This window comes from Nocardia sp. NPDC041819 (assembly GCF_055590505.1).
The window spans coordinates 1,066,299-1,083,794 of sequence record NZ_JBVJAP010000002.1; the positions used below are offsets into that span (position 1 = coordinate 1,066,299).

General features: G+C 67.1%; 21 protein-coding genes and 4 tRNA genes. 19 read left to right on the plus strand and 6 right to left on the minus strand.

Annotated features, from left to right (window positions below; genetic code table 11):
- Positions 1-8: 8 nt before the first annotated feature.
- On the minus strand, positions 9-464 hold the full coding sequence (locus tag ACZ6DL_RS11805) for a DUF3592 domain-containing protein (protein ID WP_083864084.1): 456 nt from the start codon (positions 462-464) through the stop codon (positions 9-11).
- Positions 465-503: 39 nt separating this feature from the next.
- On the opposite strand from ACZ6DL_RS11805, the gene ACZ6DL_RS11810 reads away from it, so the two are divergent.
- Positions 504-1,010: a DUF2505 domain-containing protein gene (locus tag ACZ6DL_RS11810; RefSeq protein WP_357034423.1), complete on the plus strand. Its 507-nt coding sequence runs from the start codon at positions 504-506 to the stop codon at positions 1,008-1,010.
- A gap of 47 nt (positions 1,011-1,057) precedes the next feature.
- Here the strand turns inward: ACZ6DL_RS11810 and ACZ6DL_RS11815 are convergent, their stop codons facing one another.
- The 3 genes from ACZ6DL_RS11815 to ACZ6DL_RS11825 are packed head-to-tail and all read right to left on the minus strand — an operon-like array spanning position 1,058 to position 3,265.
- Entirely contained in the window at positions 1,058-1,495 is a 438-nt protein-coding gene (locus ACZ6DL_RS11815) for a VOC family protein (protein WP_040870330.1), read from the minus strand.
- 58 nt (positions 1,496-1,553) lie between these two features.
- Positions 1,554-1,982, minus strand: coding sequence for a helix-turn-helix transcriptional regulator (locus ACZ6DL_RS11820; protein WP_466050446.1), 429 nt, complete (start codon positions 1,980-1,982; stop codon positions 1,554-1,556).
- Between the two features lie 14 nt (positions 1,983-1,996).
- Positions 1,997-3,265, minus strand: a complete 1,269-nt coding sequence (locus tag ACZ6DL_RS11825) for a geranylgeranyl reductase family protein (protein WP_466050447.1) — start codon at positions 3,263-3,265, stop codon at positions 1,997-1,999.
- 223 nt (positions 3,266-3,488) lie between these two features.
- On the opposite strand from ACZ6DL_RS11825, the gene ACZ6DL_RS11830 reads away from it, so the two are divergent.
- Together ACZ6DL_RS11830 and htpX are read left to right on the plus strand one after the other, a co-directional pair.
- Positions 3,489-4,529 carry a polyprenyl synthetase family protein gene (locus ACZ6DL_RS11830; RefSeq protein WP_466050523.1) on the plus strand — a complete coding sequence of 347 codons (1,041 nt, stop codon included), beginning with the start codon at positions 3,489-3,491 and terminating at the stop codon, positions 4,527-4,529.
- Positions 4,530-4,637: 108 nt separating this feature from the next.
- Positions 4,638-5,519, plus strand: a complete 882-nt coding sequence (htpX, locus tag ACZ6DL_RS11835; RefSeq protein WP_466050448.1) for a zinc metalloprotease HtpX — start codon at positions 4,638-4,640, stop codon at positions 5,517-5,519.
- Between the two features lie 12 nt (positions 5,520-5,531).
- On the opposite strand, the gene ACZ6DL_RS11840 is transcribed toward htpX, so the two are convergent.
- Complete coding sequence (locus ACZ6DL_RS11840) at positions 5,532-5,996, minus strand: MarR family winged helix-turn-helix transcriptional regulator (protein WP_357963287.1); 465 nt, start codon at positions 5,994-5,996, stop codon at positions 5,532-5,534.
- A gap of 123 nt (positions 5,997-6,119) precedes the next feature.
- Between ACZ6DL_RS11840 and ACZ6DL_RS11845 the strand changes: the two genes are divergently transcribed.
- A complete protein-coding gene (locus tag ACZ6DL_RS11845) occupies positions 6,120-7,145 on the plus strand; it encodes a nitroreductase/quinone reductase family protein (protein WP_466050449.1) in 1,026 nt (341 codons plus the stop codon).
- Here ACZ6DL_RS11845 and ACZ6DL_RS11850 read toward each other — a convergent pair.
- Positions 7,136-7,627: a YajQ family cyclic di-GMP-binding protein gene (locus ACZ6DL_RS11850; protein ID WP_062968288.1), complete on the minus strand. Its 492-nt coding sequence runs from the start codon at positions 7,625-7,627 to the stop codon at positions 7,136-7,138. The two genes, ACZ6DL_RS11845 and ACZ6DL_RS11850, sit on opposite strands and share 10 nt — an antisense overlap.
- A 174-nt stretch (positions 7,628-7,801) precedes the next feature.
- Here ACZ6DL_RS11850 and ACZ6DL_RS11855 point away from each other — a divergent pair.
- The 15 genes from ACZ6DL_RS11855 (at position 7,802) to ACZ6DL_RS11925 (ending at position 17,496) form a co-directional block, all read left to right on the plus strand.
- A tRNA-Tyr gene (locus tag ACZ6DL_RS11855) sits at positions 7,802-7,884 on the plus strand.
- A 661-nt stretch (positions 7,885-8,545) separates the two neighbouring features.
- Positions 8,546-8,618 (plus strand) — tRNA-Thr (locus tag ACZ6DL_RS11860).
- A gap of 76 nt (positions 8,619-8,694) precedes the next feature.
- Positions 8,695-8,770, plus strand: a tRNA-Met gene (locus ACZ6DL_RS11865).
- A gap of 43 nt (positions 8,771-8,813) precedes the next feature.
- A complete protein-coding gene (gene rpmG / locus ACZ6DL_RS11870; protein ID WP_011211653.1) occupies positions 8,814-8,984 on the plus strand; it encodes a 50S ribosomal protein L33 in 171 nt (56 codons plus the stop codon).
- A gap of 183 nt (positions 8,985-9,167) precedes the next feature.
- Entirely contained in the window at positions 9,168-10,235 is a 1,068-nt protein-coding gene (locus ACZ6DL_RS11875; protein WP_466050525.1) for a fused (3R)-hydroxyacyl-ACP dehydratase subunits HadA/HadB, read from the plus strand.
- A gap of 221 nt (positions 10,236-10,456) precedes the next feature.
- Positions 10,457-10,529: transfer RNA gene (locus ACZ6DL_RS11880), tRNA-Trp, on the plus strand.
- Between the two features lie 108 nt (positions 10,530-10,637).
- Positions 10,638-11,036: a preprotein translocase subunit SecE gene (secE, locus tag ACZ6DL_RS11885; protein WP_357034414.1), complete on the plus strand. Its 399-nt coding sequence runs from the start codon at positions 10,638-10,640 to the stop codon at positions 11,034-11,036.
- 120 nt (positions 11,037-11,156) lie between these two features.
- Positions 11,157-11,954 (plus strand): transcription termination/antitermination protein NusG, encoded by a 798-nt coding sequence (nusG, locus tag ACZ6DL_RS11890; protein WP_357963307.1) that lies wholly within the window; start codon positions 11,157-11,159, stop codon positions 11,952-11,954.
- Positions 11,955-12,049: 95 nt separating this feature from the next.
- Positions 12,050-12,484: a 50S ribosomal protein L11 gene (gene rplK / locus ACZ6DL_RS11895; RefSeq protein ID WP_063051596.1), complete on the plus strand. Its 435-nt coding sequence runs from the start codon at positions 12,050-12,052 to the stop codon at positions 12,482-12,484.
- Between the two features lie 140 nt (positions 12,485-12,624).
- Positions 12,625-13,338, plus strand: coding sequence for a 50S ribosomal protein L1 (gene rplA / locus ACZ6DL_RS11900; RefSeq protein WP_040870317.1), 714 nt, complete (start codon positions 12,625-12,627; stop codon positions 13,336-13,338).
- A 99-nt stretch (positions 13,339-13,437) separates the two neighbouring features.
- Positions 13,438-13,977: an NADPH-dependent FMN reductase gene (locus tag ACZ6DL_RS11905; protein WP_466050450.1), complete on the plus strand. Its 540-nt coding sequence runs from the start codon at positions 13,438-13,440 to the stop codon at positions 13,975-13,977.
- Positions 13,978-14,397: 420 nt separating this feature from the next.
- Complete coding sequence (gene rplJ / locus ACZ6DL_RS11910) at positions 14,398-14,937, plus strand: 50S ribosomal protein L10 (RefSeq protein WP_040870314.1); 540 nt, start codon at positions 14,398-14,400, stop codon at positions 14,935-14,937.
- A 54-nt stretch (positions 14,938-14,991) separates the two neighbouring features.
- Complete coding sequence (gene rplL / locus ACZ6DL_RS11915; protein ID WP_039802004.1) at positions 14,992-15,372, plus strand: 50S ribosomal protein L7/L12; 381 nt, start codon at positions 14,992-14,994, stop codon at positions 15,370-15,372.
- A gap of 241 nt (positions 15,373-15,613) precedes the next feature.
- A complete protein-coding gene (locus ACZ6DL_RS11920) occupies positions 15,614-16,690 on the plus strand; it encodes an ABC transporter ATP-binding protein (protein ID WP_396987918.1) in 1,077 nt (358 codons plus the stop codon).
- An 11-nt stretch (positions 16,691-16,701) separates the two neighbouring features.
- Positions 16,702-17,496, plus strand: a complete 795-nt coding sequence (locus ACZ6DL_RS11925; RefSeq protein WP_051175592.1) for an MlaE family ABC transporter permease — start codon at positions 16,702-16,704, stop codon at positions 17,494-17,496.

The window sequence follows — 17,496 nt, forward strand, 5'->3', positions numbered from 1 at the left end:
CGCGCGGATCAACCCACCGGCGTCGGGCCGCGCCTGTTCACGCGGGACAGCAACCACAGTGCGGGCAGCGCGAGCAGCCACACCACCACGATGACCGACAACGCGGGCGGAACGGCGACGCGCACGTCCCGGCCTTCCACGCGCACCAGGTCGGGATCACTGCGGCTGTATTCCACGCGAATCCGCTCACCCGCGGTCAGGTTCGTCGGATACAGGACGCCGACCTTCGGATTGTGCGTCTCACCGTCCGGTGTGACGTACATGACCGCCGAGCGCAGCCGCCCCGCCGAGAGCACCTCGGCCGTGGTGCTGCCCTTGTCGGAGCTGATCAGATAGTCGTTGCGCCACGCGGCGAGCACCAGCAGCCCGACGAGCACGCTCACCGCCGTCGCGGCGATCAGCACCCCGATCCTGGCCCGCCGCAGGCGGATCGGCCGCCCGTTGGACTGGCTGGTTTCCGACACCGCCACAGGCTACCGACCGGCTCGGCTACGGTGGCGGCCATGTCCCGAAAATTCAGCTTCACCGTGCCGTACGCAGTCCCGGTCGAAGATCTCCACCGGGCACTCACCACCGACGACGTCTGGCGGGCCCGCTTCGCCGACGCGCCCACCGCCACGCTGGAGGTGTCGCATCCCGGCGGCGCGGGCACCATTCGCATCCATATGACCGAAAAGGCCGCCGAAGACAAGGTGCCCGCGCTGGTCCGCAAGGTACTCAAGAGCGAACTCACGTTCTCCCGCACCGACAACTGGCAGCCGCTGGTCGGCGAGGTCGCCAAAGGCACCTTCGAGGCCACCACCGGCGGCATCAACACCGCGATGTCCGGCTCCTACGAGATCCGTTCCACCGCGGAAGGATCCGAGATCGAGGTCGCGGGCACCGTGCAGGTGAAGGTGCCCGTGGTCGGCGGCGCGATCGAGCCGCTCGCCGAGCAGTTGCACCATCGGGTGCTCAACAGCGAGCGCAAATTCATCGAGGAGTGGCTGTCGGCGAAGCCGACCGCTTGAGCACGGGTGTTGCCCCGGCAGGCGCCGGGGCAACATCGCGCCGTGTCCTAGGCGAAGTCCTGCGGCGAGTACTCTTTCCGCTCCACCAGGACCAGCCAGTTCCCGGAATTGTCCCGGACCACCGCCTCGGTCCCGTAGGGCCGCTCGGCGGGCGGCTGGACGAACTCCACCCCCTTGGCGGTCAGCTCTTCGAAGGTCTTCTGGCAGTTCTCGGTTCGCAGGCCGAGCGAGCCGTGCGTGCCGTTGGCCAGCGCGCGCCGGACGGCCTCGGCGTAGTGCTCGTCCAGCGGCGGGCCCGGGATCATCAGCGTGATCTCCAGCTCCGGGTGCGCGGGGTGGGCGATGGTCACCCAGCGGAAACCGTTGTCGCCCATGGTGACGTCGGCGGTCTCCACGAAACCCAGCTTGTCGATGTACCACTCCTTGGCCGCGTCCTGGTCCGTGACGTACACCGTGACCAGGGAAACGTTCGTAATCGTCGTCATGCGGGCCAGGCTATGGCCCGCGCCGTGCCACCGGCTTCTCCGAAATTGCGCCGTTCGCTCAGCGGGGCGGCTTGCGGTCGGACAGCCCGTGCATGAAGACGAAACAGCCGGGGATGCGCGGAGCGCCGTCGGCGAACTTCGCCTGGTACTCCGACGGCGTCACACCGACCAGCTGCCGGAACTTGCTGCTGAACGAGCCGAGGCTGCTGTAGCCGACCAGCATGCACACCTCGGTGACGGTGAGATTGGTCGCGCGCAGCAGATCCTGGGCGCGTTCGATGCGCCGCTCGGCCAGGTACGCGGCGGGGGTCAGGCCGTAGACCGCGGCGAACGCGCGCAGGAAGTGGTATTTCGACACCCCCGCGGCCGCCGCCAGCGCATCCAGATTCAGCGGGTCGGCGTAGTGACGGTCCGCCACGTCCTTGGCTCGGCGCAGATGCGGCAGCAGATATAGCGCGGGCAATCCGCGCGCTCGCTGTTCGCCCATCGCGCCACCCGTTCCTAGGCGAACGGCGGACGCTCGTCGAAACGCAGCGACGCCCGGCCCGCCATCCGCCAAGCCCGCGCGGTCAGGTCGACGTCCTCGTCGGTCACCAGGTTGCCCATCACCCGGACCGCGGTGCGCTGCAAATACTTCGAGCGCATCACGGGGGGACCGCCCAGCGGCACCATGCGTGGGTGCGTGGCCAGGCCCGCGATCCGCCGGGCCACCGAGAACGTGCGTCCGTAGCGGGCGCGCAGCACCTGCGGCCAGATCACGGTGAGGTCGGGCTCGTCCAACAGCTCCGACAGCAGGTGACCGCCCTCCAAGCCGTAATCGATGCCTTCGCCGTTGAGCGGGTTCACACAACCCGCGGCGTCACCGATGAGCACCCAGTTGCGCCCCGCGACGTTCGAGACCGCCCCGCCCATCGGCAGCAGGGCCGAGGCCACCGCGCGCAGCGAGCCCTCGAATTCCCATTCCTCCGTGCGCTGCGCGGTGTAGTGCGCCAGCAAGGGCTTCAACGCGATGTGCGAGGGCCGGTGTTCCGTGGCCAGTGACCCCACCCCGATGTTCACCTCGCCATTGCCCAGCGGGAACACCCAGCCGTAGCCGGGAACCAGCTCGCCGGAGGCGTCGCGCAACTCCAGATGCGAAGTGATCCACTGATCGTCGCTGCGTCCCGACTTGATGTAGGCCCGCGCGGCGGTGCCGTACGCGTACTGCCGATGCCAGACGCGTCCGAGCAGCCGCCCGATCGGTGAACGCACCCCGTCGGCGACCACCAGCGTCCGGCAGCCGATCGTGCGCGTGCCGTCGGCTGTTCGCACCGTCACGCCCGTGACCCGGTCACCCTCGCGGGTGACGTCGACCACTTTCGTCCCGTCCACCATCCGCGCGCCGGACTTCACCGCCGTCTCGCGCAGTTTGTCGTCGAGTTCGGTTCGAGGAACCGCGCTTCCGTAGGTCGGGAAGGATCCGCCCGGCCAGCTCAGCAGCGCCTCGCGGCCGAAGCCGGTCATCCGGAGGCCGTGGTTGACGACGTGCGCGCGCACCCACTCGCCGAGGCCGAGCTGCTCCAGTTCGGCGGTCGCGCGCGGGGTCAGCCCGTCGCCGCAGGTCTTGTCCCTGGGAAAGACGGCGGAATCGATGAGCACCACGTCCCGTCCCGCCCGTGCCGCCCAGGCCGCCGACGCCGACCCGGCCGGGCCCGCGCCGACGACCAGCACCTCGGCTCGGCTGGGCAACGCGTCCTCGTCGCGCGCGGGACTCGCTTCCGGTGCACCCATGCGCTCCATACTCGCAGGGCCGTCTCGTCCATGTCGACGGCGGCCGCGCTCGCGTCGTGGATGATCACCGGCGAAGCGGCGTGCGAGTGGTCGATACACCACAGAGTGACGGTGTTCATGGGCCATCCGCCGGGGACACGCTAGGTTCTCTACCGTGGGGTCGGACGCATCGCTGGGAGAAGAAATGAGCACATCGGCCATGAGCGAGCGCAGCGAGCGAAGCATGGACACGGCGCACGGCGGGCACAGCGGAGCCGCGGGCGACTTGAGCACGGTCGTGGCCGGAGTCGACCTCGGTGACGTCAAGCTAGCCGACACGGTGCGCGACGGCCTGGCCGAAGTGGAGAAACTCCTGGTCGAGGAGCTGTCCGACGGTGCGGAATTCCTCCAGGAGGCCGCGCTGCACCTGGCCAGGGCCGGCGGCAAGCGCTTCCGTCCGCTCTTCACCATCCTCACCGGACAGCTCGGCCCGCGCCCCACCGATCCCGCCCTGATCACCGCGGGCACCGTCGTCGAACTCGTGCACCTGGCCACGCTGTACCACGACGACGTGATGGACGAGGCCACCATTCGCCGCGGGGCCCCGAGCGTCAACTCGCGCTGGGGGAACAACATCGCCATCCTCGCGGGCGACTATCTGTTCGCGCACGCGTCCCGGCTCACCTCCACCCTCGGCCCCGACGCGGTGCGCATCATCGCCGAGACCTTCGCCGAACTCGTCACCGGTCAGATGCGCGAGACCATGGGCGCCCGCGAATCCCAGGACCCGGTCGAGCACTACCTGCGCGTGGTGTGGGAGAAGACCGGTTCGCTCATCGCCGCGGCCGGGCGTTTCGGCGGCACCTTCTCGGGCGCGGACGCGGAGCACGTCGAACGGCTGGCCCGCCTCGGCGACGCGGTCGGCACCGCCTTCCAGATCTCCGACGACATCATCGACATCTCCTCCGCGTCCGAGCAATCGGGCAAGACCCCCGGCACCGACCTGCGTGAGGGTGTGCACACCCTGCCGGTGCTGTACGCGCTGCGCGAGGAGGGCGCCGACGGCGACCGCCTGCGCAAGCTGCTGGCCCGTCCGCTGGAAACCGACGACGAGGTCGAAGAGGCACTCGCCTTGCTCGCCGACTCCCGCGGCATGGCGCTGGCCAAGGAGAAACTCCAGGGCTATGCCGACCTCGCCTACGCCGAGCTGTCCGCCCTGCCCGACGGCCCGGCCAACGACGCGCTCGAGCGGCTGGTCCGCTACACCATCGAACGCGTGGGGTGAGGGTGCGTTGTCGGCGCGGGGCGGGCCGCACCGGAACTTTGCTCGCGGCTTCTATCGTTGAGCTGCTGTAAGGCGACTCGGTGAACGGGGGAGCGGCAAGGGAGACGTATGCACGGGCACGGGTTTGCGAACGGGCTGAAAACCTTCGGGCTGATGGTGGGCCTTTCCGCCATGATCGTGTTCATCGGTGCGCTGTTCCGCAACCCGACGATCCTCGTCGTCGCGATCGTGCTCGCGGTGGGCATGAACGCCTACGCGTACTTCAACAGCGACAAGATCGCGTTGAAGGCCATGCACGCCCAGCCGGTCAGCGAGCTGGAAGCTCCGGTCATGTACCGGATCGTGCGTGAGCTGGCCACCATCGCCCGGCAGCCGATGCCCCGGCTGTACATCAGCCCGACGAACGCGCCCAACGCCTTCGCCACCGGACGCAATCCCCGCCGCGCCGCGGTCTGTTGCACCAGCGGCATCCTGCAGATTCTCGATGAACGGGAACTGCGGGCCGTGCTCGGGCACGAACTCTCCCACGTCTACAACCGCGACATCCTCATTTCCTCGATCGCGGGCGCGCTCGCAGCCGTCATCTCGGGCGTGGCGAACCTGGCGGTGTACATGTCGATGTTCGGCGGCAACCGCAACGGCGAGGGCCCGAACGTGATCGCCGTGCTGCTGGTGTCGGTGCTCGGTCCGATCGCCGCGTCGTTGATCAAGCTGGCCGTCTCGCGCTCGCGCGAATTCCAGGCCGACCAGTCCGGCGCCGAACTGACCGGCGACCCGCTGGCGCTGGCGTCGGCGCTGCGGAAGATCGAACGAGGCGTGCACACTGCCCCGCTCCCGCCCGAGCCCCGGCTGGCGGCGCAGTCGCATCTGATGATCGCCAACCCGTTCCGTCCGGGCGAGAAGGTCACCCGCTGGTTCTCCACCCATCCGCCGATGAACGAACGCATCGCCCGGCTGGAGGAGATGGCGGGCGGCCCGCGCCGGTACTGAGTCCCGGCAGCGTCAGTCGTCCGAGGCCAGCTGGTCTTCGTACGCGCGAAACGTATCGACGAACAACTTCCGCTGCTGCGCGGTGAGCGGCTCGAGGACCGTACGCCAGGCTCGGGCACTGCGCCCAAGCCATTTGCGCACGGATTTCTCGTGCGCCGGTGCGATGGCGACGATGGTGCGTCTGCGGTCGTCCGGATCGGCGCCGCGCTCGAGCACACCCTGCTTGCTGAGTTCGCCGACCATCAAGCTCACCGTCGTGGGCGCCACCTCGAGGCGGGCGGCCAGATCCGTCACCGTGGTCGGTCCGTCGAACACCAGATTGGCCAGCAGCGACAGGTGCCGAGGCGCCAGCGAGAACGATTCCAGCTCCTTGGGAACGCCCAGTTTCTTGGCCCGTCCGACGACACGCGGCATGAGCAGCAGCAGCATGCGGATGCCGTCGTCCACGCCGAGCCCGTTCCGCTCCTCGGTTGACACGCCGACCGCCTTTCAATAGCCTTTGTTTGCAAAACAGTTTTGCTTGCAAAGCAAAACTCTCTCTCGTCATCAGGTTATAACCGGCGGTCGCGGTGCGCGGCGCGCCGTGGAAGGGGCATTGGCATGACCGATCCGGAGCGGATCCAGCCGGGAGAGTTCAACCGGGCGATCATCGCGGAGTTCCGCGCGAACGGGGGCGAAGTCGGCGGGATGTTCGAGGGGGCGCCGCTGCTACTGCTCACCACCGTCGGAGCGAGAACCGGACGCGGGCACACCGTGCCGGTCGTCTACCGCCGCGACGGTGCTCGTGTGCTGGTGTTCGGATCCAACGCGGGCGCGGACATGCATCCCGCCTGGGTCCACAATGTGCGGGCGAATCCGGAGGTCACCGTGGAGATCAGGGCGGGGGAGCGGATCGAGACCTACGCCGCCGACGCCCGAATTCTGCAGGGCGCGGAGCGGGACCGTCACTACGCCGCGCAAGCGAGCGACGATCCGGCCTTCGCCGCCTATCAGGCGGCGACCGATCGGACCATTCCCGTGGTCGCGGTGGAGCGGGTGACACGTGCCGGGCTGGGCCGGCGCCGCTTTCTGGCGGGAGTGGGTGCGACCGCCACCGCGGCGGCGGGTGTCGCCGGTGCGACGGCCCTGGCCGGCTCGCCCGACGCGACCGCGCCCGGGCAACAGCGCGCGGCGGCGATCGGCGACCACCTCCGTCACGTCCATGCCCAGCTGTGCCGCGATCTCGCCGCCGTCCGAACGGGCCTCGAGCAGCACGTACGCGCGCCGGATGGGGTGGGCAAGCCGGCCATGCCGCAGGAACTGCGCACCCATTGTCTCGCGTTCTGCGGCGCGCTCGGCGAACATCACACGGGCGAGGACGGCGTCTTCCCGGCCCTGGCCCGGCTGCACCCCGAACTCGTGCCGGTGATCGACCGGCTGAATCGCGAGCACGGTGTGGTCGCGGGCGCGTTGACCGAGCTGCGGACGCTCCTCCACGCCGCGGAACCGGGCGACCCGGCGCGCCTGCTCGCCGAATTCGACCGCCTCGCAACGGAATTGGAAACCCACTTCACCTACGAGGAGAACACGCTCCTGGACACGCTGAACGTGACCGACCCGGCCGCGCTGCGGCCCGGTCAGCGGTAGTTGACGAACTGCAGCGCGATCCCGAAATCCTCGCCCTTCAGCAGCGCGATCACCGCTTGGAGATCGTCGCGCTTCTTGCTGCTCACCCGCAGCTCGTCGCCCTGGATCTGCGCCTTCACGCCCTTGGGGCCCTCGTCCCGGATCTTCTTGGAGATCTTCTTCGCGTGCTCGGAATCGATGCCCTGTACCAGTGAGCCGGTGATCTTGTACACCTTGCCGGAGGAGACCGGCTCGCCCGCGTCGAACGCCTTCAGCGAGATGTCGCGGCGGATCAGTTTCTCCTTGAACACCTCCAGCGCGGCCTTGACGCGCTCCTCCGCCTCCGCGGTGAGCACGATCTTGTCCTCGCCGGACCATTCGATCGACGCGCCGGTGCCGCGGAAGTCGTAGCGGGTGCCGAGTTCCTTCTCCGCCTGATGCAGGGCGTTGTCGACCTCCTGCCGGTCGACCTTGCTCACAACATCGAAAGACGAATCAGCCACGCTGCGCTCCTGTTCTGACGGTCCGACGGGTGAGCTGAGCGGGACGCTTCCAGCCATCGTCAGTTCTACCCGGAGCCCCGAGGGTAGTCGCGTCGCAGGGCCGATAGCCAGCCGGTTTGCATTCAGGGTGCGGGTTCGATGTATTCTGCTCAGCGCGTGAAACAATGCGCGAACGGCAGGTTGCCCGAGCGGCCAATGGGAGCAGACTGTAAATCTGTCGGTGAAAGCCTACGTAGGTTCGAATCCTACACCTGCCACTCCGCTCACCAGGCGAGCCCTGTACGCAGAAAGCGCGTACAGGGCTCGCTTCGTAATGTCTTGTGAGGGTGCAACCCCCACGCCCCGCCCGGCGGGGCTTCGCCCCCCCGGACCCCCCTTTCGGTGGTTGCGTTGGTCACGGGTGTTTTCGTTGGTCGTTCACAAGGGCGCGTCGATGACCGACGTTGTCGAGCCGGATCGCGTGTCGGTGCTGCCGGGCTCTGTTTCACCCCGGTTCGTCGGTCGGTTCGGTCGTCACCGCGTCGGTCGGCCGCTCCGATTCCGGCCTCGAACCGGCAGTTCTTCGGTCGAAGACTCACGGCATGTTCGCTCGGGGCCGCCACATTTTCGGGTTGGCGTGGGGCGCGCAGTTCGTGTCCACGCGCAGCGCGCAGTTTGTCTCCACTTGCAGCGCGTTTCTTGTGGTCGTCGCGTGGCCACGTCGCGTCGCAGAGGCCAGGTTTGTATGGGAACGGGCCGTATCTCGCGAGCAGGCGTTACTCCTGAGAGCAGTAAGGGTGCGCCGAATCGCTGCGACAGTGCGCGGAAAACAACCCTCTGACCTCGCGGTTTGGTACGAAGACCGGTGGGTGTGTAACCTCGTTCAAGACTTCACCGCGCTGAGGTCGAGTATTCGGGACTCGGTGCGCAAGTAGTCATGCCCCCTTAGCTCAGTCGGCAGAGCGTTTCCATGGTAAGGAAAAGGTCAACGGTTCGATTCCGTTAGGGGGCTCGCCGGATTGCCGGTGGTGACCGACTCGGCATCGCTCCCGTAGTGCGGGCTCGGCACCATGGCAATGCGACGCCGTGGCGGTGTAGCTCAGTCGGTAGAGCAAACGACTCATAATCGTTGTGTCGCCGGTTCAAGTCCGGCCATCGCTACCACAACCCGATACAAGACCATCAGGTACCGGAAAGAAGGCATATCGTGGCCGCGAAGTCCACCGATGTCCGGCCAAAGATCACCTTGGCCTGCGAGCAGTGCAAGCACCGCAACTACATCACCAAGAAGAACCGGCGCAACGACCCGGACCGGCTGGAGCTGAAGAAGTTCTGCCCGAACTGCGGCACGCACCGGGCGCACCGCGAATCCCGCTAGCCCTCCACGCGTGAACTACCGCGTGGTGTAGCGCCGGGAGTCGCATCCCGGTATCTCGGGCCGTGGCACCGCGAGGGCCGGACAACTGTCCGGCCCTGACGCATTTTCACGGTGTGGGTGCGGTGGTGAGCGCTCCGCAGACTCCGGGTGACGGGGTCAGATAGGTACAGTCCTCCCGTGACAATCAACACCGGTACAGACGAAGCGGTCCAGACGGGCGAGGAACTCGACCCCGCGGCGAACGCCGCGGCGATGGTCGGTCACCACTACCGCGTCGACGACTACTACGAGGTCGGCCGCGAAAAGGTGCGTGAGTACGCCCGCGCCGTGCAGGACTACCACCCGGTGCACTGGGACGAGGACGCGGCGCAGGAGTACGGGTACGACAACCTGCTCGCGCCGGTCACCTTCATCTCCCTGGTCGGGATTCTCGCGCAGCGCAAATTGTTCGAAGAGGTCGTCACCGGCTACGACCTCAGCCAGATCATGCAGACCGACCAGATCCTGGAATTCCATCGCCCGATCAAGGTCGGCGACCAGCTCACATGCGATGTCCACCTGCACTCGTTCCGGCAGGCCTTCGGCGGCGACATCATGGTGACCAAGAACATCGTCACCGCGCAGAACGACGAACTGGTGCTCACCACCTACACCACCCTCGTCGGACGCAGCGGCGGCGACATCGACCCGAACCTCAACGCCGCCGTCCGCAACGTGCTCATGCACGGCATCGGCGAGGACGCCCCGGGGCATCACCCGCGCAGCGCGCTCGCGGTGACCGAGGCGCCGACTCCGGTCGTGCCGCCCGCGGAAGGGGTGCGCACGAAGCACGCCATCCGCTTCGAGGACGTCTCCGCCGGCGACGAACTGCCCGCGCGCATCGTCCGGCTCACCCGCGGTGATCTGGTGAACTACGCGGGCGTCTCCGGCGACGCCAACCCGATCCACTGGAGCGACGAGGTCGTGAAGCTGGTCGGCCTGGACAACGTCGTGGCGCACGGCATGCTCACCATGGGCCTAGGCGGCGGATTCGTCACCTCGTGGCTCGGCGACCCCGGCGCGATCAAGGAGTACAACGTCCGCTTCACCAGCCCGGTCTACGTGGGCTCCGACGAGGCCGCCGAGATCGAGTACACCGGTAAGGTGAAATCGGTCGATCCGGAGACCAGGACCGCGGTCGTGGCCATCGTGGCGAAGGCGGCGGGCAAGAAGATCTTCGGCCGCGCCACCGCGACCGTGCAACTGGCCTGACCAGGCACAGCGACCCGGATTGGCTAATGCCGCGCACGGTAACGTACACTCAGGTTTCTGGGGTCGCCAGCCGCTGCGCGCTGCTCTGAGAGGCTGGTTCCAGGCGGTCCGCGAGGATCGTCCAAGGGGCCGGCAACTGCCGGAGTGGCGCGCGTGTTGTGTGACACCAGGGAACAACTGAATATCGAACAGTGGTTGGACAGCCAACACCGTCCGACCGAAGGGGCGTAGCTCAACTGGCAGAGCAGCGGTCTCCAAAACCGCAGGTTGCAGGTTCAAGTCCTGTCGCCCCTGCCCTGGATGCCAGCGACGAGAGAGGACCGACGTGAGCGAGCGTAGCGAGCGAGCCATTGGCACAGCGCGCATCGCGCACGGCGGCACCGAGCGCAGCGAGGAGAAGGCGTGAGCGACGAGCGGGACACTCGCCGCGGCGCACATGCCGCCGACGACGGCGACGACACCGCCGCAGCGACACGACCGAGCGGAAAGCGTTCCGCCCGGCGGACCCGCACTGCGTCCTCGCAGGTCGATACGGGCACTGTCGCCACGCTCGACCGCCCGTCGCGGAAGGCAGCCAAGACGACCGATCGGGCCGAACGCAAGACGACGGGTAATCCGTTCAAGCGTTTGCTCAAGTTCCTGCGTGAGGTCATCGCGGAACTGCGCAAGGTGATCTGGCCCAACCGGAAGCAGATGGTCACCTATACGAGCGTTGTTCTGGTGTTCGTGATTTTCATGGTCGCGTACATCAGCGGGTTGGATCTGGCGTTCATCAAGGGTGTCAACTGGCTGTTCGGCTAGCTGAACGACGCCGACGCCGGTAGCCGATCCCGGGGCGGACACGGGTGGAAGCGATTTCGCCGCGCGCCCGGCCCCGGCACGCAGAGGATGTACGTGACGACACAGGAAGCGAGTGCCCCAGTGAGCACCCCGGAGAACGACACACACGACAAGTTCCCGGCCGACGACGCGGTGGCCGAGCCCACCGACTCCGTCGAGGAGTTCGCGACCGACGAGCCCGCGGTCGAGGAATCGGAGCCCGCTGAGCCCGCTGAGTCCGTCCCTGCCGCCCCGATCGATGCCGAGCCCGCCGATCCGGTCGCCGAGATGAAGGCAGCGCTGCGGCGCGCCCCCGGCGAGTGGTACGTGATCCACTCCTATGCCGGCTACGAGAACAAGGTGAAGGCCAACCTCGAGACCCGCGTGCAGAACCTGGACCTGGAGGACTACATCTTCCAGGTCGAGGTGCCCACCGAAGAGGTCACCGAGATCAAGAACGGGCAGCGCAAGCACGTCAACCGCAAGGTGCTGCCCGGTTACATCCTGGTCCGCATGGAGCTCAACGACGAGTCGTGGGGCGCGGTGCGCAACACCCCCGGCGTCACCGGCTTCGTCGGCGCCACCTCCCGTCCGTCGCCGCTGTCCATCGACGACGTGGTGAAGTTCCTCGTGCCCGCCGCCCAGCAGCAGAAGAAGCCCGCTGCCGCGGCCGCGTCGGCGGCCGCCGAGTCCGCGGGTGGCGAGGTCGCGCCGAAGCCGGTCATCGAGGTCGACTTCGAGGTCGGCGAGTCGGTGACCGTCATGGACGGCCCCTTCGCGACGTTGCCCGCCAGCATCTCCGAGGTCAACGCCGAACAGCAGAAGCTCAAGGTGCTCGTGTCGATCTTCGGCCGCGAGACCCCGGTCGAGCTGGCGTTCACCCAGGTCGCGAAGATCTAGATCCGTTCCGTCGACGACGGGATGAATCGGCCCGCGCGGCGGGTTGATTCACAGACTTGCAAAGAGCAAGGACACCAAACACCTAGGAAAGAAAGATGCCCCCCAAGAAGAAGAAGCTCGCCGGGATCATCAAGCTTCAGATCCAGGCCGGCCAGGCGAACCCGGCCCCTCCGGTCGGCCCCGCGCTCGGTCAGCACGGCGTCAACATCATGGAGTTCTGCAAGGCGTACAACGCGGCGACCGAGTCGCAGCGTGGCAACGTCATCCCGGTCGAGATCTCGGTGTACGAGGACCGGTCGTTCGACTTCAAGCTGAAGACCCCGCCCGCCGCCAAGCTGCTGCTCAAGGCCGCAGGCGTGCAGAAGGGCTCGGCGGAGCCGCACCGCAACAAGGTCGCCAAGGTGACCATGGACCAGGTGCGCGAGATCGCCAAGACCAAGCAGGAAGATCTGAACGCCAACGACATCGAGCAGGCGGCCAAGATCATCGCGGGTACCGCGCGTTCGATGGGTATCACCGTCGAAGGCTGAGCGGAATCGCTCCCCGGTGGGAGGGCCGGCCAGGCCCGATAACCACGTCTGAACTACCAACACAGCGGCGCGAGCGACGGACCGGCCTGCGTGACCACGCAGAGTCCCGGAGCGCCGCGGATCGAACAGGACAGAGAATCATGGCAAAACGAAGCAAGGCGTACCTCGCCGCGGCCGAGAAGGTCGATCGCACCCAGCTCTACTCCCCGCTGGCCGCCGCGCGCCTGGCGAAGGAGACCGCCAGCACCAAGACCGACGCGACCGTCGAGGTCGCCGTGCGTCTCGGTGTGGATCCCCGCAAGGCCGACCAGATGGTCCGCGGCACGGTCAACCTGCCGCACGGCACCGGTAAGACCGCCCGCGTCATCGTCTTCGCCGCGGGCGAGAAGGCCGCCGAGGCCGAGGCCGCGGGCGCGGATGCCGTCGGCGCCGAGGACCTGATCGAGCGGATCCAGGGCGGCTGGCTGGACTTCGACGCCGCGATCGCCACCCCGGACCAGATGGCCAAGGTCGGCCGGATCGCGCGTGTTCTCGGCCCGCGCGGCCTGATGCCGAACCCGAAGACGGGCACGGTCACCACCGACGTGACCAAGGCCGTCAACGACATCAAGGGCGGCAAGATCAACTTCCGCGTCGACAAGCAGGCCAATCTGCACTTCGTCATCGGCAAGGCGTCCTTCGACGACGCCAAGCTGGTGGAGAACTACGGCGCCGCGCTGGACGAGATCCTGCGTGCCAAGCCGTCGACCGCCAAGGGCCGCTACGTCAAGAAGGTGACGGTCTCGACGAACACTGGACCGGGCATCCCGGTGGACCCGAACCGCACCCGCAACCTCCTCGACGAGGACGCGTAAACAGCGGCTGAGCCGACCGCGACGGCGGGAACGCGTAATGCGTTCCCGCCGTTGCGCGTTTGCGGACTAATCCGCCCGGCGGCGTGGTTGGGGTTCGATGTGACCGTCGTTCTTCTGATCTCCGGCAGCACTCGCGCCGCCTCCACCAATACCGCCGCACTCCGGACCGCCTCGGCCGTCGCCCCGGATGGCGTCGAAACCGTCTGGTACGACGGTCTCGCGGACTTGCCCGCGTTCAACCCGGACGACGACGGCACCGCTCATCCATCGGTCGTCGCGCTGCGCGCACACCTTTCGCGCGCCGACGCCGTGCTGTTCTGCACCCCCGAATACGCGGGCACCTTGCCGGGCAGCCTGAAGAACCTCCTGGACTGGACCGTCGGGACCGGTGATCTCTATCGCAAGCCGGTCGCCTGGATCACCGTGGCGGCCCCCGGGCGTGGTGACGGCGCGACCACGACGCTGCGCAGCGTGCTCGGCTATGTGGGGGCCGAGATCGGTCCGGATGTCTGCCGACGGCTGCCCGTGCTGCGCGAGGACGTCGGCCCGGATGGGCTGATCGCCGACGCCGAATTCCGGTCCGGCGTCGTGGCCGTATTGCGCGGGCTCGCCCGGTTCGCGCAGAACGCGACGCCGTGAGAAAAGTCACCAGCGTGGACGCGGCGGCCGCCATCGAACGGGCGTGGCGAAAAGGCTTGTCGTAGCAGAACGATTCGACGGCCCACAGGTTTCGGTCAGGCGTCCTGCCGGGGCCCGTTTTGGCAGATGGGAACCCGTCCGGGTACATTGGACATCAGTTATCGACTAGTTCGATCGCTACCCAATCCGTTCTACCGAAGACCGTTGGTCGCCGATCCCGCATGGGTTCGGTCGAAGGTCCGGCGACATTGCCGGCGGCCCACGCAGGGAGAGCCGAGGCTGGGAATTGATCCGGGTATCGTCCCGGCTCGGTTTTCTGTTGCGCCCCGGAACGCTCTGCGTTCGGGGCGTTTGTTTTGTCGCCGGCCCCTGATCGGTAGTTCGCGTATACGAACCGACCAATCAGAGAGGAGGCGAAGTATGGCAAAACCCGAGAAGGTCACCGCGGTCGAGGAGATCGCGGAGCAGTTCAAGAGCTCGACGGCCACCGTCGTCACGGAATACCGTGGCCTGTCGGTCGGCAAGCTCACCGAGCTGCGGCGCGCGCTCGGCGCCGACGCCACGTACTCCGTCGCCAAGAACACCCTGGTCAAGCGTGCCGCCGCCGAGGCGGGCGTGGAAGGCCTCGACGAACTGTTCGTCGGGCCGACCGCGATCACCTTCATCACCGGTGAGCCGGTCAACGCGGCCAAGGCCCTGAAGACCTTCGCGAAGGACAACAAGGCGCTCATCATCAAGGGCGGCTACATGGACGGCGCGCCGCTGTCCGTGTCCGAGGTCGAGCGGATCGCCGACCTGGAGACCCGTGAGGTGCTGCTGGCCAAGCTGGCCGGCGCGCTCAAGGGCAACCTCGCAAAGGCCGCCGGTCTGTTCAACGCTCCCGCCTCGCAGGTGGCCCGCTTGGCCGCCGCGCTGCAGGAGAAGAAGCAGGCCGAAGAAGGCGGATCTGCCGCCGAGTAGTGCCGTGTGGCACGACTCCCCGCTCAGACATTCACTACCGAAAGGAAAACAACAATGGCCAACGTTGACGAACTGCTCGAGACCTTCGGCAACATGACCCTGCTCGAGCTGTCGGACTTCGTGAAGAAGTTCGAGGAGAAGTTCGAGGTCACCGCGGCTGCTCCGGTCGCCGTCGCCGCCGTCGGCGGTGCCGCCGCTCCGGCCGAGGCCGTCGAGGAGCAGGACGAGTTCGACGTCGTGCTCGAGGGTGCGGGCGACAAGAAGATCCAGGTCATCAAGGTGGTCCGCGAGATCGTCTCCGGCCTGGGCCTGAAGGAAGCCAAGGACCTGGTCGAGAGCGCCCCGAAGCCGATCCTGGAGAAGGTCGCCAAGGACGCCGCCGAGGCCGCCAAGGCGAAGCTGGAAGAGGCCGGCGCCAAGGTCTCGGTCAAGTAATTCACGACCGGACACGCCGAACGGGCGATCCCCCGCGGGGGATCGCCCGTTCGCGTTTTTCGGCAATCTCGCCGCTATCGTCGATACCGAAACTATTGCGGAGTTACTACGCAGTCAGGTTGGGGTGTGCCCGATCTGTCCCATGAGTTACAGTGACCGAACCCACTGTGACGTGACGCACCGCGATATCCGAGCGCGCGGTTCGCCGGTGGGCAGCTCGCTGAGAATTGTGGAGGTTGGCGTGGGCGTCGAGGTCAGGACCGAGAGTGTAACCAAGTCTTTCGGTTCCCAGCGAATTTGGCAGGACGTGTCTCTGACATTGCCCTCGGGCGAGGTCAGCGCGCTGCTGGGCCCATCGGGCACCGGTAAGTCGGTGTTCCTGAAGTCGCTGATCGGACTTCTGCGCCCCGAGCGCGGCTCGATCTACATCGACGGCACCGATATCACCACCTGCTCCAACAAAGAGCTCTACGAGATCCGCAAGCTCTTCGGCGTGCTGTTCCAGGACGGCGCGCTGTTCGGCTCGATGAATCTGTTCGACAACGTGGCCTTCCCGCTGCGCGAGCACACCAAGAAGAGCGAATCCGAGATCAAGAAGATCGTCATGGAGAAGCTGGAGCTCACCGGCCTGCTCGGGGCCGAGGGCAAGCTGCCCGGCGAGATCTCCGGCGGTATGCGCAAGCGCGCCGGGCTGGCCCGCGCCCTGGTGCTGGATCCGCAGATCATCCTCGTCGACGAGCCGGACTCGGGTCTGGACCCGGTGCGCACCTCTTACCTGAGCCAGCTGCTGATCGACATCAACGCTCAGATCGACGCCACCATCCTGATCGTCACGCACAACATCAACCTGGCCCGCACGGTGCCGGACAACATCGGCATGCTGTTCCGCCGCCAGCTGGTCATGTTCGGCCCGCGCGAGGTGCTGCTCACCTCCGACGAGCCGGTGGTCAAGCAGTTCCTCAACGGCCGCATGATCGGCCCGATCGGCATGTCCGAGGAGAAGGACGAGGCGCAGATGGCGCGCGAGCAGGCGTTGGTGGACGCCGGGCACCATCACGGCGGTGCGGAAGAGGTCGAGGGCATCATCCCGCAGATGAGGGCGCAGCCGGGCATGCCGGTGCGTCAAGGGGTGCTGCGGCGCAAGGAGCGTGTCCGCGAGATCATGCACACGCTGCCCCACGCCGCCCAGGTCGCGATCCGCGAATCACTTGCGGAGAACGACGATACGCAGGTGATGGCGTACAACAGCGGCGACCTGGCTAATTATCAGGGCGGCTCGTACGACACCACCGTGCGACACAACACAACTAACGGGTAACATCTGCGATCGTGAATTCGACCCTGGCGCGATTGCGAACTCCCCTGGAGTCGGGGTTTGCCCAGGCCGGCAATATCTTTGCGCTGCTCATCGACGTTTTGCGGAAGACATTCCGTCGCCCCTTCGAGTGGCGGGAGTTCATCGAGCAGTCGTGGTTCATCGCGAGTGTCTCGATCCTGCCCAGCGCGCTGGTCGCGATTCCGTTCGGCGCGGTCGTGGCACTGCAGACCGGTTCGCTGATCAAGCAGCTCGGCGCGGAATCGTTCACCGGCGCGACCAGTGTGCTGGCAACCGTCCAGCAGGCGGCTCCCGTCGTGACGGCCCTGATCATCGCGGGCGCGGCCGGGTCGGCGGTGGCCGCCGATCTCGGCTCGCGCACCATCCGCGAGGAGATCGACGCGATGGAAGTGCTCGGCATCGATCCGGTGCGAAAGCTGGTGGTGCCGCGCGTGCTCGGCATGATGCTGGTCGCGCTGCTGCTCAACGGCCTGGTCTCGGTGGTCGGCATCGCGGGCGGGTACTTCTTCAACGTGCTGCTGCAGGGCGGCACGCCCGGCGCCTACCTGGCGTCGTTCTCCGCGCTCGCTCAGTTGCCGGACCTGTGGATCGGCGAGATCAAGGCGGCGGTGTTCGGTCTGCTCGCCGGCGTCATCGCCGCGTACAAGGGGCTGCATCCCAAGGGGGGCCCGAAAGGAGTCGGTGACGCGGTGAACCAATCCGTGGTGATCACGTTCATGGTGCTGTTCTTCGTGAATCTCATCCTGACCCTGGTGTACCTACAGGTCGTTCCGGCCAAGGGCGCCTGA

Bases quoted from the DNA above. Each gene is read 5' to 3' on its own strand.
- ACZ6DL_RS11810 (WP_357034423.1), top strand. From the start codon at position 504: ATGTCCCGAAAATTCAGCTTCACCGTGCCGTACGCAGTCCCGGTCGAA.
- ACZ6DL_RS11815 (WP_040870330.1), bottom strand. From the start codon at position 1,495: ATGACGACGATTACGAACGTTTCCCTGGTCACGGTGTACGTCACGGAC.
- ACZ6DL_RS11820 (WP_466050446.1), bottom strand. From the start codon at position 1,982: ATGGGCGAACAGCGAGCGCGCGGATTGCCCGCGCTATATCTGCTGCCG.
- ACZ6DL_RS11825 (WP_466050447.1), bottom strand. From the start codon at position 3,265: ATGGGTGCACCGGAAGCGAGTCCCGCGCGCGACGAGGACGCGTTGCCC.
- ACZ6DL_RS11830 (WP_466050523.1), top strand. From the start codon at position 3,489: ATGGACACGGCGCACGGCGGGCACAGCGGAGCCGCGGGCGACTTGAGC.
- htpX (WP_466050448.1), top strand. From the start codon at position 4,638: ATGCACGGGCACGGGTTTGCGAACGGGCTGAAAACCTTCGGGCTGATG.
- ACZ6DL_RS11845 (WP_466050449.1), top strand. From the start codon at position 6,120: ATGACCGATCCGGAGCGGATCCAGCCGGGAGAGTTCAACCGGGCGATC.
- rplK (WP_063051596.1), top strand. From the start codon at position 12,050: ATGCCCCCCAAGAAGAAGAAGCTCGCCGGGATCATCAAGCTTCAGATC.
- rplA (WP_040870317.1), top strand. From the start codon at position 12,625: ATGGCAAAACGAAGCAAGGCGTACCTCGCCGCGGCCGAGAAGGTCGAT.
- rplJ (WP_040870314.1), top strand. From the start codon at position 14,398: ATGGCAAAACCCGAGAAGGTCACCGCGGTCGAGGAGATCGCGGAGCAG.
- rplL (WP_039802004.1), top strand. From the start codon at position 14,992: ATGGCCAACGTTGACGAACTGCTCGAGACCTTCGGCAACATGACCCTG.